The organism is Leisingera methylohalidivorans DSM 14336 (genome assembly GCF_000511355.1).
GTDB classification, from domain to species: domain Bacteria; phylum Pseudomonadota; class Alphaproteobacteria; order Rhodobacterales; family Rhodobacteraceae; genus Leisingera; species Leisingera methylohalidivorans.
In genome coordinates, this window is the sequence record NC_023135.1 from 62890 (window position 1) to 79105 (window position 16216).

Below are 16216 nucleotides of genomic sequence, written 5' to 3' on the forward strand. Positions count from 1 at the left end.
GATTACAGTTTTGGGCCGGGCGCCGTGCTGACGCGCGGCGCGGCTGCGTCTTGCGGCGGCCGGGGCGGGAAAGCTGACGCAGGTCAGGGATTTGCACATCTTTTCGGTGTTTAATGATCTTGAAGCGACTGGATTGCTTCCCACATATCAGATTGAGGCCCAGTCAGGGGTGTGCCGCGGAGCGGGCACTGCCAATCATCGGGCGCTTGAAAAAGGAGAGCAAGATGGACTTGAACAAGTTCACGGAGCGTGCGCGGGGATTCGTGCAGGCAGCGCAAACGATTGCAATGCGCGAGGGGCACCAGAGACTGGTGCCGGAGCATATTCTGAAAGCTTTGATGGATGATGATCAGGGGCTGGCAAGCAACCTGATCTCCCGTGCAGGCGGCGCGCCTGCACGTGTGGCGGAGTCTGTTGATGCCGCTGTTGCGAAGCAGCCCAAGGTGAGCGGCGACGCGGCGCAAATCTATCTGGACGGCCAGACCGCCAAGGTGCTGGATGAGGCTGCCAAGATTGCCGGGAAGGCAGGCGACAGTTTTGTGCCGGTGGAACGTCTGCTGATGGCGCTATGCATGGTGAAATCCAAGGCCAAAGAAGCCTTGGAAGCCGGCGGTGTCTCGGCCCAGAAACTGAATGAAGCAATAAATGATATTCGCAAGGGGCGCACTGCAGACACAGCCACGGCTGAGGAGGGCTATGATGCGCTGAAGAAATACGCCCGCGACCTGACCGAGGCTGCACGCGAGGGCAAGATCGATCCGATCATCGGGCGGGATGAGGAAATTCGCCGCTCGATGCAGGTGCTGTCGCGCCGGACCAAGAACAACCCGGTGCTGATCGGTGAACCCGGCGTCGGAAAGACCGCAATTGCCGAGGGCATGGCGCTGCGCATCATCAACGGCGATGTGCCGGAGTCCCTGCGCGACAAAAAACTCTTGGCGCTCGACATGGGCGCGCTGATTGCCGGCGCGAAATACCGCGGCGAATTCGAAGAACGCCTGAAGGCGGTGCTGACCGAAGTGACCGAAGCGGCCGGTGAGATCATTCTCTTCATCGACGAGATGCACACCCTTGTGGGGGCTGGTAAATCCGACGGCGCCATGGATGCGGCCAACCTGATCAAACCGGCACTGGCGCGCGGCGAGCTGCATTGCATCGGCGCCACCACGCTGGATGAATACCGCAAATACGTGGAAAAGGACGCCGCCCTGGCGCGCCGTTTCCAGCCGGTGATGATCTCTGAACCGACGGAAGAGGACACCATCTCCATCCTGCGCGGCATCAAGGAGAAATACGAACTGCACCACGGGGTGCGGATCGCCGATGCGGCGCTGGTCGCGGCGGCAACCCTGTCGCACCGCTATATCACCGACCGCTTCCTGCCCGACAAGGCCATCGACCTGATGGACGAGGCCGCGGCGCGGCTGCGGATGCAGGTGGACAGCAAACCCGAGGCGCTGGACGCGCTGGACCGGCAGATCCTGCAGATGCAGATCGAGGAGCAGGCGCTGAAGCTGGAAGACGATGCCGCCTCGAAGGACCGGCTGGCGGCCCTGCAGAAGGATCTGTCGGACCTGCAGGAGCAATCGGCGGAGATGACCGCCCAATGGCAGGCCGAGCGCGACAAGCTGGCCGGCGCCCGCGACCTGAAGGAACAGCTGGACCGAGCCCGCGCCGAGCTGGATATCGCCAAGCGCGAAGGCAATCTGGCCAAGGCCGGGGAGCTGTCCTACGGCGTCATTCCGGGGCTGGAAAAACAGCTGTCGGATGCCGAAAGCCGCGAGGCGTCGGGGGTGATGGTCGAAGAGGCGGTGCGCCCGGAGCAGATCGCCGCAGTGGTGGAACGCTGGACCGGCATCCCGACCTCCAAAATGCTGGAAGGCGAGCGCGAAAAGCTGCTGCGCATGGAAGATGATCTGCACCGCCGGGTGATCGGCCAGCATTCAGCCGTCACCGCGGTTGCCAATGCGGTGCGCCGGGCGCGGGCGGGCCTCAATGACGAAAACCGGCCGCTGGGCTCCTTCCTGTTCCTTGGCCCCACCGGGGTCGGCAAAACCGAGCTGACCAAGGCGGTGGCCGATTTCCTGTTCGATGACGAACACGCGATGGTGCGGGTTGATATGTCGGAGTTCATGGAGAAGCATTCGGTCGCCCGGCTGATTGGCGCGCCGCCGGGCTATGTCGGCTATGACGAAGGCGGGGTGCTGACCGAAGCGGTGCGCCGCCGCCCCTATCAGGTGGTGCTGTTCGATGAAGTCGAAAAGGCGCATCCGGATGTCTTCAACGTGCTGCTGCAGGTGCTGGACGACGGGGTGCTGACCGATGGCCAGGGCCGCACGGTGGATTTCAAGCAGACGCTGATCGTGCTGACCTCGAACCTTGGCGCGCAGGCGCTCAGCCAGCTGCCGGACGGTGCCGATGCCTCGGATGCGCGGCGCGACGTGATGGATGCAGTGCGGGCGCATTTCCGCCCCGAGTTCCTCAACCGTCTGGACGAGACGATGATCTTCGATCGTCTGGCACGGGCTGATATGGACGGCATCGTCGAGATCCAGCTGGCGCGGCTGCTGAAACGGCTTGCGGGGCGCAAGATCACGCTGGAGCTGGACGCAGCGGCTAAGACCTGGCTGGCGGATGAGGGTTATGACCCGGTGTTCGGGGCGCGGCCTTTGAAGCGGGTGATCCAGCGCGCCCTGCAGAATCCGCTGGCCGAAGCTCTGCTTGGCGGCGAGATCAAGGATGGCGATACAGTCCCGGTCTCGGCTGGCAGCGACGGGCTGATCATCGGCGGCCGGCTGGGGGCGACGGAACGGCCCAAGCCAGACGATGCCGTGGTGCATTGAGGATATGCTGCAAGGAAGGCCCGCCAGAGATGGCGGGCCTTTGCCTTGAGCGGCGGCGTTTTTCAGTCCCGGTCTGCAAGCGCCTATGCCGGAGCGCTGACCCTTTAGAATCAGGCAGCAGTCGTCACCCTCATGTGCCAGCTGGCTGAAGGACGACCGGTTCCGGCTTAGTTCCTGAAGGTATGCGGCGGTGCTGGGCTTGCGGAATTTCAGCGAGTGGAATCGCACCTCCGCCGGAGTTGCCGCTGCAGTAAACGGCCGGAGCACGCCAACCGAGAGTTCCAGCGTATCTTTGGTGCGTCGCCTGCGTAATGGCGCAAGCAGCGCCGGCTGGATCAGGCAAAAGGTCTGCTGGAAAGCGCCGGCGACGCGACCACAAGCATCGGCTTGGCAGTGGGGTATGAAAGCACGTCCAACTTCATCAGCGCCTTCAGGAAGCAATTCGGACTGAGGCGCCCGGACAGTTCCGGGCGGCATCTCAGGCGGCGGATATTTAGCAGCGCAGAAGGCGGCTCACCCTTAGGCCGCTTCCTTGGCCATCCGGCGCTCGTATTTGCGGCGCAGGACTTTCAGACGAGGTTCCCAGTCATAGCGGGAGTCTTCTGTAGTAGGCGACCAGAACAGCTTGCCGCCATAGCGCCAGGGGTCGAGTACCAGACCGTCGTAAATGCCGCCGCCCTTGGCGGCGATTACCGCGGTGCTGTGATCGATGCGGAAATCGTTTTTAGGCTCGGCAATGGCACGCAGCAGTGAGAGCGTCTGGAAATTCTCCTGGCTGAGCCGCGCCTGCATGTCTTCGGCGTAATGCACGCAGAGGCCGCGCTCCTTGACCCCGGTGTTTACCATGGTGTTATGGAGGATCGGTGAAGTGGTCACATCATATTGCTCGGCCAGCCGGGCGGAGTAGCTGTAGGCGATTTCTGCCGCGCGCCGGGCTTCATCCGGGTCTACTTTCGTGTCCAGGGTTTGCAGCGCACGCGAGAGTTCCTCGACATCGTGCTTGGTCGCGGTTGGGCCGGACGCGCAGCCGGCCAGCGCGGCGGCCGCCAGCATCATCAAGGTAACAAAAAGGGATTTCATCATGGTTTGCCCGTGCCGGAATTTCAGTTTCGGGCCAGCATAGTGAAATCACGCAAGCAGCGCAGCGGGGAATTTTCAGAGCCGCGGCTTATTCCTCGATGGCTTCCTGCACGATCGCGTCAAGAAGCGCGTGGATCACTTGCATTTCGCCTTCGGGGAAGGCGCGGAAGCCGATAGTGACGTATTCTGCGCCGGAAGGCTGAGCGACAAAGATGTCATAAGGACAGAAGGTGATGTTCATTGGGTTGGTCTCCATCACTTGGCGCGACAGTTTGGCGGAGCAGAAAGAGAAGACCTGCGCATGTTTGAACAGCACAATATCCGAACCGACATCGGCCCGGGTGCGTTCCAGCATGTCACCCACATGGCTGATGTGGTCGACCCGCAGCCCCCGGTTGGTAATAGCACTCTCAAGCCCGAATGTTACGTCATCAAAGGACAGGGGAGTAGAATAGCTCACCATTTCCTGTGCCGCTGCAGCACTGGTACCTAGAACTAGGGCGGCTGCAAATACATGTGATTTCATCTGGCGTCTCCCTGGGTGATTGGCGGCCCGCACCGGCTGTCCTGCAGGGCCGCGTGTGGAATACATTACATTTTCTGCATGAGAATGGGGGCAACCGCCACCGCAAAATTCCCGTAGACTTGGTTCCGGCGCGGGGGCGCTGAAACGCCCTCATTTAGGTCACACAGGATGCAGATGGCCGGGCTACATTACAGTTCTCTCGCGCAGTCGTTACAGGATATGTTTTGGGTTTTCCGCACGAGACCGTTACCTGAAAGGGAGCAGGATACTCAGGAGACGCAGATGGCGCGCCGCTGGACCAATGATTTGACCCTTGCAGATGCAACCCCGGAGGCTGCGTTCTGGAACCGCCGCCAGATCATGGCGGGGCTGGCAGGCAGCGGGCTGGCCGCGGCGCTGGGCACCAGCGTGCAAGCCGAAGAGGCACTGGACCCCAACACCTGGGAAGAGGTGACCAACTACTGCAACTTCTATGAATTCGGAACCGGCAAGGGCGATCCTTCTGCCTATGCGGACCGTATGACTACCCGGCCTTGGAGCGTCACGATTGACGGTCTGGTGGACAGGCCGGGCGACTATTCCTTTGAGCAGATCCTGGGGGAGATGACGCTGGAAGAGCGCATCTACCGCTTCCGCTGTGTCGAGGCCTGGTCGATGGTGGTGCCTTGGCAGGGATTTGAGTTGGCGGATCTGCTGAACATGGCCGGCGTGCAGGGGGGGGCGAAATACGTTTCTTTCGAAACCCTCTACCGGCCGTCCGAGATGCCCGGCACCGCCTATAAGGTGCTGGACTGGCCCTACCGCGAAGGCTTGCGCCTGGATGAGGCGATGCATCCGCTGACAATGATGGCGACGGGTATCTTCGGCAAACCGCTGCCCAATCAGAACGGGGCGCCGCTGCGGCTGGTGGTGCCATGGAAATACGGCTTTAAGTCGATAAAGTCGGTGGTTCGGGTTACCTTGACCGATCAGGAACCGCCCACCAGCTGGAACATGGCCAACCGCCGGGAATACGGTTTCTACAGTAATGTGAACCCCGATGTCTCTCATCCGCGCTGGAGTCAGGCCAGCGAGCGCCGTATTGGCGGCGGGCTGTTTGCCAAGCGCCAGCCGACCCTAATGTTCAATGGTTACGGGAAAGAGGTCGCTTCCCTGTATGAGGGGATGGACCTTGCCCGGCACTTCTGACCGGAGACGTCTTATGCACAGGGTAAACCAGCTTCTCCGCCGCTTGCCGGTCTGGGCCGTTTATCTGTTTGGGGCATTGCCTGCGTTCTGGCTCTTTTACCTCGGCCTCACCGGCGGCCTGGGGGTAGAGCCGATCAAGGCGCTGGAGCATGAGTATGGCGGGCTGGCGCTGCAGCTGATGGTTCTCACTCTGGCCATTACCCCGTTGCGCCGGTTGGCGGGGCTGAACCTGATGAAATTCCGCCGGGCGATCGGCCTGCTGTGCTTCTTCTATGTCTCTTGCCACCTGCTTGTCTGGTTGGTGCTGGACGTGCAGATCATTGGCGAGATCTTCGCTGATATTGCCAGGCGGCCGTTTATTACCATCGGTATGGGTGGCTTTATCCTGATGCTGCCGCTGGCTGTCACCTCCAACAATGTCTCTGTCCGGAGACTGGGGCGTTCCTGGCCGCGGCTGCACAGGCTGACTTATGCGGCAAGCCTCCTTGGGGCGCTGCACTATGTGATGCTGGTGAAAGGGTTTCAAATTGAACCGCTGCTCTATCTTGGCGCGGTGATTGCCGCTTTGGGCCTGCGGTTGCCTGCCGCTCCGTTTCGAAGGCAGCAGCCCGCGCCCAAGGCTTCGGGCGGGACCTAGGCCCGGGATCTGCTTGAGTGGCCTGGCCGGCGGGTGTTCTTTCCGTCTTTTGTTCGGGGCTTTGGCCGCATCCTGTTTTTGGCGGCCTTGGCGGGGGTATTTTTGTCCGGACGGAAGCGGGGGGATTCCTTTTTGGGGCTGTTTGGAGCGATTCCGGGGACGGTTCTGTGGATAAGGCGGGCCGGTCTGTGGGTAAGTCTGCCGGTTCCCGGGGCAGCGGGGGCCGGGGCGGGATCCGGCGGTTGCGGCGGCGGTTGTTGAGGGNGGCGGGCGGGGCAGGGGGCNNGAGTTTANTNCNGCGTAAGCCGTTGATTTTGTTGGCATTGCGGTTTTTCCGGGCAGAAAGTTTTGTTTTTTGCGATTTTGGGCTTGCGGGTTCTGGGGGGTAACCGTAAAAGCCCCCTCACCGGCGGCGCTGAGGCGCAGCGGGGCACACCGGACGGGGCGGCGGCGACGCAGGAACGGACGGGAGACACGGCGGAGAGACGCCGGGACGGGCCGGAGAGACGGCAGGACGCCCGGGAGAGACCGGGGCATTTTGATGGATTTGGCAGGCGGGCGCGCTGGGAGAACTGGCGCATCGGTCCTGTTTTTGACCTCGGGATGTTTGCTCTTTGACATTGATGGATAACTGAAGAGATATGTGGGCGGTTTGGTTCGTTTCGATGGATCAACGTCTGTATATCAACGCTCTTAGGAAGTTCGCTTCCGATGATTGAGTGTCAGCTTCACTGTCTTGTTCGGCTTCGGTTTCTTTTGAAACCAAGCACAACAGACAGAGAATAATTGGTTGCAGTTCCGGTTCCTAGCCGGGTCGGATCGCAAGGCATTTCAGACCCCCGTGTTTGAGTGTTTTGTTAAAGCAACCAGTGATGTGCAGAGGTTCGAACGTCAAGGATACGCTGGCAACGGCGTTTCAACTTGAGAGTTTGATCCTGGCTCAGAACGAACGCTGGCGGCAGGCCTAACACATGCAAGTCGAGCGCTCTCCTTCGGGAGGGAGCGGCGGACGGGTTAGTAACGCGTGGGAACGTGCCCTTCTCTAAGGAATAGCCACTGGAAACGGTGAGTAATACCTTATACGCCCTTCGGGGGAAAGATTTATCGGAGAAGGATCGGCCCGCGTTAGATTAGATAGTTGGTGGGGTAACGGCCTACCAAGTCTACGATCTATAGCTGGTTTTAGAGGATGATCAGCAACACTGGGACTGAGACACGGCCCAGACTCCTACGGGAGGCAGCAGTGGGGAATCTTGGACAATGGGCGCAAGCCTGATCCAGCCATGCCGCGTGAGTGATGAAGGCCTTAGGGTCGTAAAGCTCTTTCGCCAGAGATGATAATGACAGTATCTGGTAAAGAAACCCCGGCTAACTCCGTGCCAGCAGCCGCGGTAATACGGAGGGGGTTAGCGTTGTTCGGAATTACTGGGCGTAAAGCGCGCGTAGGCGGACCAGAAAGTAAGGGGTGAAATCCCAGGGCTCAACCCTGGAACTGCCTCTTAAACTCCTGGTCTTGAGTTCGAGAGAGGTGAGTGGAATTCCGAGTGTAGAGGTGAAATTCGTAGATATTCGGAGGAACACCAGTGGCGAAGGCGGCTCACTGGCTCGATACTGACGCTGAGGTGCGAAAGTGTGGGGAGCAAACAGGATTAGATACCCTGGTAGTCCACACCGTAAACGATGAATGCCAGTCGTCGGGTAGCATGCTATTCGGTGACACACCTAACGGATTAAGCATTCCGCCTGGGGAGTACGGTCGCAAGATTAAAACTCAAAGGAATTGACGGGGGCCCGCACAAGCGGTGGAGCATGTGGTTTAATTCGAAGCAACGCGCAGAACCTTACCAACCCTTGACATCCTCGGACCGCCAGAGAGATCTGGTTTTCACTTCGGTGACCGAGTGACAGGTGCTGCATGGCTGTCGTCAGCTCGTGTCGTGAGATGTTCGGTTAAGTCCGGCAACGAGCGCAACCCACATCCTTAGTTGCCAGCAGTTCGGCTGGGCACTCTAGGGAAACTGCCCGTGATAAGCGGGAGGAAGGTGTGGATGACGTCAAGTCCTCATGGCCCTTACGGGTTGGGCTACACACGTGCTACAATGGCAGTGACAATGGGTTAATCCCAAAAAACTGTCTCAGTTCGGATTGTCGTCTGCAACTCGGCGGCATGAAGTCGGAATCGCTAGTAATCGCGTAACAGCATGACGCGGTGAATACGTTCCCGGGCCTTGTACACACCGCCCGTCACACCATGGGAGTTGGGTTTACCCGAAGGCCGTGCGCCAACCACTTCGGTGGGGGCAGCGGACCACGGTGAGCTCAGCGACTGGGGTGAAGTCGTAACAAGGTAGCCGTAGGGGAACCTGCGGCTGGATCACCTCCTTTCTAAGGATGATGCTAGCATCATGGAGCCTGCTCCTGATCGTGCATCACTTAGCATGGACAGCAAACAAAGCTGTCCGCATCGGGGCATCGCAAGATGCCCTCTGGACCGGACCGTCCTCATATCTCTTCAGGAAAACACGCGGCAGCAGCCGTTACTGGCAGCTGTCGGTGACATAACCACTGAGTGCTGCTCTCGGGCATTGCCTTGCAATACCCTGTCGCACACCGGTTTTGTTTTGCAGAGCAGAACGAAAACCTGGGTCGGTAGCTCAGGTGGTTAGAGCGCACGCCTGATAAGCGTGAGGTCGGAGGTTCAAGTCCTCCTCGACCCACCATAATCCCTCGGGATATATTTGGGGCCTTAGCTCAGCTGGGAGAGCGCCTGATTTGCATTCAGGAGGTCAGGAGTTCGATCCTCCTAGGCTCCACCATCCCCCGCGGGGACGCCGTAAGGAAGAACATATCTTCAAGCAGTTTCTGACTGTTTGAACGTCTGTTCTTCAGACGAAAATTGACATCGTTAAGAGAGATACAATCAACAAGACTGTTGGCCGCCCGAGTGTGGGACCGGTCTCAGTCAGGTGCTGACTGTCCTTCGGGACGGGATGCGAGCTTCAGAATACGTCATGTTTCCTCAGACGTCCTGAAGTCTGCCTGATTGAAAAGACAGTGTTGTCCAAGTCAAGTACACTAACCCGCATGATCTGAGGATCATGCAACAAGTTCCTGGTCGCAGATGTGGCCGGGAGCGGGATAGTTTGCTTTTTGGTTCAGAATAAAGGCGCCGGTTTCTTACCAGCTTCCGGAGCCGCGGAAGGTAACACTTTCTTTTTCTGGATCAAATCAAGCGCGAGAAGGGCGTTTGGTGGATGCCTTGGCAGTAAGAGGCGATGAAAGACGTGATACCCTGCGATAAGCTTGGGGGAGCCGGGAATAGGCTTTGATCCCAAGATCTCTGAATGGGGGAACCCACCTGAAAGTTTGTTATAATAGCCGCCGGTTTATTCCGGATGGCTGCTTATAATGGGCTTAACCAGGTACTTATAGACTGAATACATAGGTTTATAAGAGCAAACCCGGGGAACTGAAACATCTAAGTACCCGGAGGAAAGGACATCAATAGAGACTCCGTTAGTAGCGGCGAGCGAACGCGGACCAGCCGAGCCTGATGAGTGAGAAGAACATGCTGGGAAGCATGGCCATAGCGGGTGACAGCCCCGTATTCTAAGCTCTGAGGGACGTATTAAGTAGGGCGGGACACGTGAAATCCTGTTCGAAGATCGGAGGACCACCTCCGAAGGCTAAGTACTCCTTACTGACCGATAGCGAACCAGTACCGTGAGGGAAAGGTGAAAAGCACCCCGGCGAGGGGAGTGAAACAGTACCTGAAACCGAACGCCTACAATCAGTTGGAGGCCCCTTGAGGGCTGACAGCGTACCTTTTGTATAATGGGTCATCGACTTGGTCTCACGAGCAAGCTTAAACCGTTAGGTGTAGGCGCAGCGAAAGCGAGTCTTAATAGGGCGCATGAGTTCGTGGGATCAGACCCGAAACCGAGTGATCTAGGCATGGCCAGGTTGAAGGTGCGGTAACACGCACTGGAGGACCGAACCCACATCCGTTGAAAAGGATCGGGATGAGCTGTGCCTAGGGGTGAAAGGCCAATCAAACTCGGAGATAGCTGGTTCTCTGCGAAATCTATTTAGGTAGAGCGTCATCCGAATACCCCGGGGGGTAGAGCACTGGATGGGTAATGGGGCCCCACAGGCTTACTGATCCTAACCAAACTCCGAATACCCGGGAGTACTGGATGGCAGACACACGGCGGATGCTAACGTCCGTCGTGGAGAGGGAAACAACCCTGACCTCCGGCTAAGGCCCCCAATTCATGGCTAAGTGGGAAAGCAGGTGAGACGTCCAAAACAACCAGGAGGTTGGCTTAGAAGCAGCCATCCTTTAAAGATAGCGTAACAGCTCACTGGTCTAATCAAGATGTCTTGCGGCGAAGATGTAACGGGGCTCAAGCCATGAGCCGAAGCCGAGGATGCACATAGTGCATGGTAGCAGAGCGTAGTGTGACATAGTTCCATGCGTCCTTACTTTCCTCCGGGAAAGATTGGACGCAAGGAGCTTTCGATGAAGCGGGCGCGTGAGCGATCCCGTGGAGAGATCACTAGTGAGAATGATGACATGAGTAGCGACAAAGAGTGTGAGAGACACTCTCGCCGAAAGTCCAAGGGTTCCTGCTTAAAGCTAATCTGAGCAGGGTAAGCCGGCCCCTAAGCCGAGGCCGAAAGGCGTAGGCGATGGGAACCACGTTAATATTCGTGGGCCAGGAGGATGTGACGGATTGTGAAGGTAGTTCATCCTTATCGGATTGAATGGGCTGCTGATCAGTCCCTGGAAATAGCCCTCCGTCAGACCGTACCCTAAACCGACACAGGTGGACTGGTAGAGAATACCAAGGCGCTTGAGAGAACGATGTTGAAGGAACTCGGCAAAATACCTCCGTAAGTTCGCGAGAAGGAGGCCCGGGTCCTACGCAAGTGGAATCCGGGGGCACAAACCAGGGGGTGGCGACTGTTTATTAAAAACACAGGGCTCTGCGAAGCCGTAAGGCGACGTATAGGGTCTGACGCCTGCCCGGTGCCTGAAGGTTAAAAGGAGGGGTGAGAGCTCCGAATTGAAGCCCAGGTAAACGGCGGCCGTAACTATAACGGTCCTAAGGTAGCGAAATTCCTTGTCGGGTAAGTTCCGACCTGCACGAATGGCGTAACGACTTCCCCGCTGTCTCCAACATCGACTCAGCGAAATTGAATTGCCTGTCAAGATGCAGGCTTCCCGCGGTTAGACGGAAAGACCCCGTGCACCTTTACTACAGCTTCGCACTGGTATCAGGATTGTGATGTGCAGGATAGGTGGTAGGCATCGAAACCGTGACGCTAGTCGCGGTGGAGCCTCCCTTGAGATACCACCCTTCGCACTCTTGATATCTAACCGCGGTCCGTTATCCGGATCCGGGACCCTGCGTGGCGGGTAGTTTGACTGGGGCGGTCGCCTCCTAAAGAGTAACGGAGGCGCGCGAAGGTTGGCTCAGAGCGGTCGGAAATCGCTCGTTGAGTGCAATGGCAGAAGCCAGCCTGACTGCGAGACTGACAAGTCGAGCAGAGACGAAAGTCGGCCATAGTGATCCGGTGGTCCCGAGTGGAAGGGCCATCGCTCAACGGATAAAAGGTACGCCGGGGATAACAGGCTGATACTGCCCAAGAGTCCATATCGACGGCAGTGTTTGGCACCTCGATGTCGGCTCATCTCATCCTGGGGCTGGAGCAGGTCCCAAGGGTACGGCTGTTCGCCGTTTAAAGAGGTACGTGAGCTGGGTTTAGAACGTCGTGAGACAGTTCGGTCCCTATCTGCCGTGGGTGTAGGATACTTGAGAGGAGTTGCCCCTAGTACGAGAGGACCGGGGTGAACGAACCACTGGTGGACCTGTTGTTGCGCCAGCAGCAGTGCAGGGTAGCTATGTTCGGACAGGATAACCGCTGAAGGCATCTAAGCGGGAAGCCCCCCTCAAAACAAGGTATCCCTGAGGGCCGTGGAAGACCACCACGCCGATAGGCCGGAGATGTAAGTGCAGCAATGCATTCAGTTGACCGGTACTAATCGCCCGATAGGCTTGATTTGATCCAGTAACAGACAGTGTTACTCGAACCAAAGCAAACACATCCCAAACTGACTTGGACAACCTTGATTGTAACGCCTTCCGCTTTTGGAAACGTCCCCGTGACGTAACAGACCAGCGGCAACGCATGTTTGCTTTGCAAACACGCTGCCTGCCGCCAAATCCAAAAGCCGGAGGCTTTTGGATTTTCCTCGGTTTGGTGGCTACAGCACAAGTGAAACACCCGGTCCCTTCCCGAACCCGGAAGTTAAGCACTGTCGCGCCGATGGTACTTGGGCTCAAGCCCTGGGAGAGTAGGTCACCGCCAAACCTAGTAAAATCCAAACCTCTCATAACGATATCAAAAAAAAACACCTGACGCGGGATGGAGCAGCCAGGTAGCTCGTCAGGCTCATAACCTGAAGGTCGCAGGTTCAAATCCTGCTCCCGCAACCAGCGTTTCCGACCAAGCCTCCGCCAACAGCGGGGGCTTTTTCGATTCCGGGCTCCCCAAAGCCATGATCCCGGCCAATTCCCCAACAAGTTCAAGCTCATGCCCGCCCGGCGCATCAGCGTCCGGAACCATCCGAACCTGCGAAATCAGCGCCCGCAGCGCTGCTGTGGCTTCCCGCTTCACCTCCGGCGCGTTCAGCGACCGGGCGAGATCTTCGACCATCTCGCCGTAGCGCTGCGAAAGGCTGGGATGCAGCCGCAGGGCAGGGGGCCCAGGGCTTTCCTTGATGATGGCCTCCAATCCGGCTTTCTCCGCTTCCAGTTCCGACATCTTGGCCTTCAATGACGCATGGTACATGCCGTCTTCGATGGCCTTCAGAATGCCAGCGATCTTTCCCTCTATCTATGTCAAGACAACCGCAGGCCCGCGCCGCTGATCCGGGGGCATGAGGCTGCAGGCCTGATCGAGGACGGCCCGAAAGCGGGCCGCCGGGTGACCATCCCCGCCCTGGTGACCTGCGGCGCCTGCGCATCGGGGCGCGAAAACCTCTGTGGCAGCCGCCAGATCATCTCGATGTCCCCGCGCGGGGGGGCCATCGCTCGGAACGAAGCGCTACGGGCCGCAAAATACCTGGGCCGCGCCCTATGGCGACGGTTGACTGGATACCAGCGCCGGAGCCGCGCCGAGATACGAGGAGGGTCTGAAAGTGATCGGGGGGATCATTTTCCCGACGATTGAATGCATTGTGCAAAACTGCTGGGGCAAAGCCTCATGGAGCGGGACTTCGACCGCCAAGTTGCGGAAATCCAGGTCCGCATTGCCGTCCTCAATCGCTATACTGCTCTTGGTATACCTGTTGCCGAGCCCGTAGGGTGAGACCGTCCGGGGAATTGGGAAGTATGGACACATCCAGATTGTGCAACAAAGCCCCTTCTTAGAATAACTCGAGCCGTGCCTAGCCGGGATGGAAGCATGCGGGTCCAGTCATCACTGGGCAAGAGAACTCTCAAAGTTCGGCCATGATGTTCGGCTGATCCCGGCCAACTGCGTGAAGCCATATGTGAAACGCGGAAAATCTGATGCGGTGGATGCCGAAGCGATCTGTGAGGCCGTGACACGCCCGACAATGCGGTTCGTTGCGCCTGGGTCGGAAGCGCAACAGGCGGTTCTGTCCCTTCATCTTGCGCGTGATCTGATTGTTCGTCAGCGGACGCAGCTCAGCAACATGCTGCGCTGTCTGCTGGCCGAGTTTGGCATCATCATTGCAAAGGGCGCAGGAAGTGCGGTCAAGTTTGCCAAGGGCATTCTGGATGGAGATAAACCGGACCTGCCAGAGATTGCGCTATATGTTCCAAGCAACTTAGTCACCAACTTGCCGCCATGCATCTCCGTCTTCGCTGGTACGAGATGCGCATGCGTTTGCATTCAAAACTGGCAAGCGCGTAATGTTATTACGCACGATCCCAGGGATTGGACCGGTGACAGCATCTGCCCTTATTGCCACCGCTGGTGACGCGAAGCAGTTCAAGAATGGCCGGCAATTTGCCGCGTGGCTGGGCCTGACCCCGCTCAACCGATCCAGCGGTGGAAAGGAACGATTGGGGCGGATCACGAAGATGGGCGACCGATATATCCGGCGTCTCTTGGTGACCGGCATGACGGCGCGATTGCGGCAAATGAAGGTGAATCCTGACCGCGTCGATCCCTGGGCCATAGATCTGCTTACCCGCAAGCCTCCACGACTGGCAACAGTGGCAATGGCACATAGAACAGCACGGATCTTTTGGGCGGTGCTGACCAAGGACGAATACTATCGGCCTCACAACGCCTGACCGAAGGAGAAAAGAACATTCGAGATAGCAAGACCATTGAAATGATGGAGCACAGTCAGCCCGCCAACCAAGACACCCCGCCGATTGGCAGGGACACATCGTTGCCCGCAATATCCGTATGGGACTTGGTCTGCGGAAACCATCAAGGCCAGCAAGCCTGGCGGAACGAATCCTGCATTCGTCGAGTTCTCCTTTCAAGGAGGTTGACCATGACTTTACGTTTCGAACAAATTCTTGCGGACGGCGTAGCCGAATGTTCCTATCTGCTGGGGGATGATGCAGCGCATGTCTGTGCTGTGGTTGATCCGCGTCCCGACGTCGAGGTCTATCTTGAAACGGCCCGCCGCTTCGGCATGGCGATAACCCATGTCTTCGAGACTCATATCCACGCCGATTTCCTGAGCGGCGCGCGCGAACTTGTCGAGCGACTTGGCGGAGAGGCAAAGCTATACGTGAGTGAAGAGGGCGGGGCCGAATACGGGTTTGACCATGAAACCGTGCGCGATGGTGACGAGTTCGCCTTTGGTGGTATTCGGATGAAAGCGCGTTTCACCCCCGGCCATACGCCCGAGCACATGTCCTATTTTCTTTACGATGGCGGGACCGAGACACCATGGGGCGTGCTCTCGGGGGATGCCTTCTTTGTCGACAGCGTCGGGCGGCCGGACCTTTTGGGCGAGGACCAGGCCGAGGAACTGGCCGAGCAGTTGTTCCACACCGTGCGTGACGTCTTCATGGCGTTGTCCGACGATGTGATAATCTACCCCTGTCATGGCGCAGGGTCGGCCTGCGGGCCGGATATTGGCGACCGGATGTCGAGCACTATCGGTTACGAACGCCGGTTCAATGACTATGCCCGGATTGAGGATCTTGACGCCTTCAAGGAGGTGATCCTCGGCGATGCGCCGCCTGTCCCCACCCATTACCCACGTATGAAAAAGGTCAATTCCCAAGGGCCGGAGGTGCTGGGCAACCTGCCCCGCATTGTACCCATGGCCGTGGAGCGTTTCGCCGCAGCCACCGAGGGGGGCGCCCAGGTTCTTGACGTGCGCGACATGATGGATTTCGGCGCCGGTCACGTGCCCGGCAGCCTGAACATCGGAGCGCGGCCCGAGTTGTCCGTCTGGGCCGGGTGGCTGCTTGACCCTGAGAAGCCGATCTATCTGGTCCTGCACGATGATACGGACCTTCCCGGCGTGCTGCGCCTGCTCTGGCGAACGGGTTTCACTAGCTTCGGCGGCTACCTCGCTGGCGGGATGAGCGCCTGGCGCGAGGCGGGGCGGAAGTTTGCGCAGATCCCGCAGATCTCGGTTCATGAGCTGAAGGAGGCCGAAGGGCTGACGCCACTTGACGTGCGCAAGCCGGACGAATGGCAGGGTGGGCATGTGCCCGGTGCCACGCATGCTTTCTTAGGCGAGCTGCGGGGCAAGCTGTCCGATCTCGATCGCTCTACCCCATATGCAACCTACTGCGCCAGTGGTTTTCGCGCCTCCATCGCCGCAAGTATTCTCAAGAAGAATGGATTTGCGCAGGTGCGGAATGTGCCCGGCAGTTGGAAGGCGTGGCAGGCCGTCGGCTATGCAGCAGAACAGCCGAAGTGAAGGAGAGG

Annotated in this window: 6 protein-coding genes, 3 tRNA genes, 3 rRNA genes and 3 pseudogenes; 13 read left to right on the forward strand and 2 right to left on the reverse strand. The window is 58.5% G+C overall.

Annotated features, from left to right (window positions below; translation table 11 throughout):
- The first annotated feature begins 224 nt into the window (after positions 1-224).
- Together clpB and METH_RS25315 are read left to right on the forward strand one after the other, a co-directional pair.
- A complete protein-coding gene (gene clpB / locus METH_RS00300) occupies positions 225-2843 on the forward strand; it encodes an ATP-dependent chaperone ClpB (RefSeq protein WP_024088405.1) in 2619 nt (872 codons plus the stop codon).
- A gap of 324 nt (positions 2844-3167) precedes the next feature.
- A pseudogene (locus METH_RS25315) lies at positions 3168-3281 on the forward strand (helix-turn-helix transcriptional regulator); the annotation flags it as partial.
- A gap of 81 nt (positions 3282-3362) precedes the next feature.
- On the opposite strand, the gene METH_RS00305 reads toward METH_RS25315, so the two are convergent.
- Positions 3363-3923, reverse strand: a complete 561-nt coding sequence (locus METH_RS00305) for a hypothetical protein (RefSeq protein WP_044008509.1) — start codon at positions 3921-3923, stop codon at positions 3363-3365.
- A gap of 88 nt (positions 3924-4011) precedes the next feature.
- Positions 4012-4449: a hypothetical protein gene (locus METH_RS00310; protein ID WP_024088407.1), complete on the reverse strand. Its 438-nt coding sequence runs from the start codon at positions 4447-4449 to the stop codon at positions 4012-4014.
- A 282-nt stretch (positions 4450-4731) separates the two neighbouring features.
- Here METH_RS00310 and msrP point away from each other — a divergent pair, with 282 nt between their 5' ends.
- From msrP to METH_RS00380, 11 genes and pseudogenes are all read left to right on the forward strand, one after another.
- A complete protein-coding gene (msrP, locus tag METH_RS00315; RefSeq protein ID WP_024088408.1) occupies positions 4732-5637 on the forward strand; it encodes a protein-methionine-sulfoxide reductase catalytic subunit MsrP in 906 nt (301 codons plus the stop codon).
- Between the two features lie 13 nt (positions 5638-5650).
- Positions 5651-6274, forward strand: a complete 624-nt coding sequence (msrQ, locus tag METH_RS00320) for a protein-methionine-sulfoxide reductase heme-binding subunit MsrQ (RefSeq protein WP_024088409.1) — start codon at positions 5651-5653, stop codon at positions 6272-6274.
- Positions 6275-7191: 917 nt separating this feature from the next.
- Positions 7192-8659: ribosomal RNA gene (locus tag METH_RS00330) — 16S ribosomal RNA — on the forward strand.
- A gap of 258 nt (positions 8660-8917) precedes the next feature.
- Positions 8918-8994: transfer RNA gene (locus tag METH_RS00335), tRNA-Ile, on the forward strand.
- 20 nt (positions 8995-9014) lie between these two features.
- A tRNA-Ala gene (locus tag METH_RS00340) sits at positions 9015-9090 on the forward strand.
- 410 nt (positions 9091-9500) lie between these two features.
- Positions 9501-12344 (forward strand): 23S ribosomal RNA (locus METH_RS00345).
- Positions 12345-12537: 193 nt separating this feature from the next.
- Positions 12538-12652 (forward strand): 5S ribosomal RNA (gene rrf, locus METH_RS00350).
- The 16S, 23S and 5S rRNA genes sit together here with 3 tRNA genes alongside, the layout of an rRNA operon.
- Before the next feature lie 48 nt (positions 12653-12700).
- Positions 12701-12777: transfer RNA gene (locus tag METH_RS00355), tRNA-Met, on the forward strand.
- 382 nt (positions 12778-13159) lie between these two features.
- A pseudogene (locus METH_RS24425) lies at positions 13160-13651 on the forward strand (alcohol dehydrogenase catalytic domain-containing protein); the annotation flags it as partial.
- A 67-nt stretch (positions 13652-13718) separates the two neighbouring features.
- Positions 13719-14607, forward strand: a pseudogene (locus tag METH_RS25320) (IS110 family RNA-guided transposase); the annotation flags it as partial.
- 209 nt (positions 14608-14816) lie between these two features.
- Positions 14817-16208 carry an MBL fold metallo-hydrolase gene (locus METH_RS00380; protein WP_024088413.1) on the forward strand — a complete coding sequence of 464 codons (1392 nt, stop codon included), beginning with the start codon at positions 14817-14819 and terminating at the stop codon, positions 16206-16208.
- Positions 16209-16216: the final 8 nt, after the last annotated feature.

Bases quoted from the DNA above. Each gene is read 5' to 3' on its own strand.
- clpB (WP_024088405.1), top strand. From the start codon at position 225: ATGGACTTGAACAAGTTCACGGAGCGTGCGCGGGGATTCGTGCAGGCA.
- METH_RS00305 (WP_044008509.1), bottom strand. From the start codon at position 3,923: ATGAAATCCCTTTTTGTTACCTTGATGATGCTGGCGGCCGCCGCGCTG.
- METH_RS00310 (WP_024088407.1), bottom strand. From the start codon at position 4,449: ATGAAATCACATGTATTTGCAGCCGCCCTAGTTCTAGGTACCAGTGCT.
- msrP (WP_024088408.1), top strand. From the start codon at position 4,732: ATGGCGCGCCGCTGGACCAATGATTTGACCCTTGCAGATGCAACCCCG.
- msrQ (WP_024088409.1), top strand. From the start codon at position 5,651: ATGCACAGGGTAAACCAGCTTCTCCGCCGCTTGCCGGTCTGGGCCGTT.
- METH_RS00380 (WP_024088413.1), top strand. From the start codon at position 14,817: ATGACTTTACGTTTCGAACAAATTCTTGCGGACGGCGTAGCCGAATGT.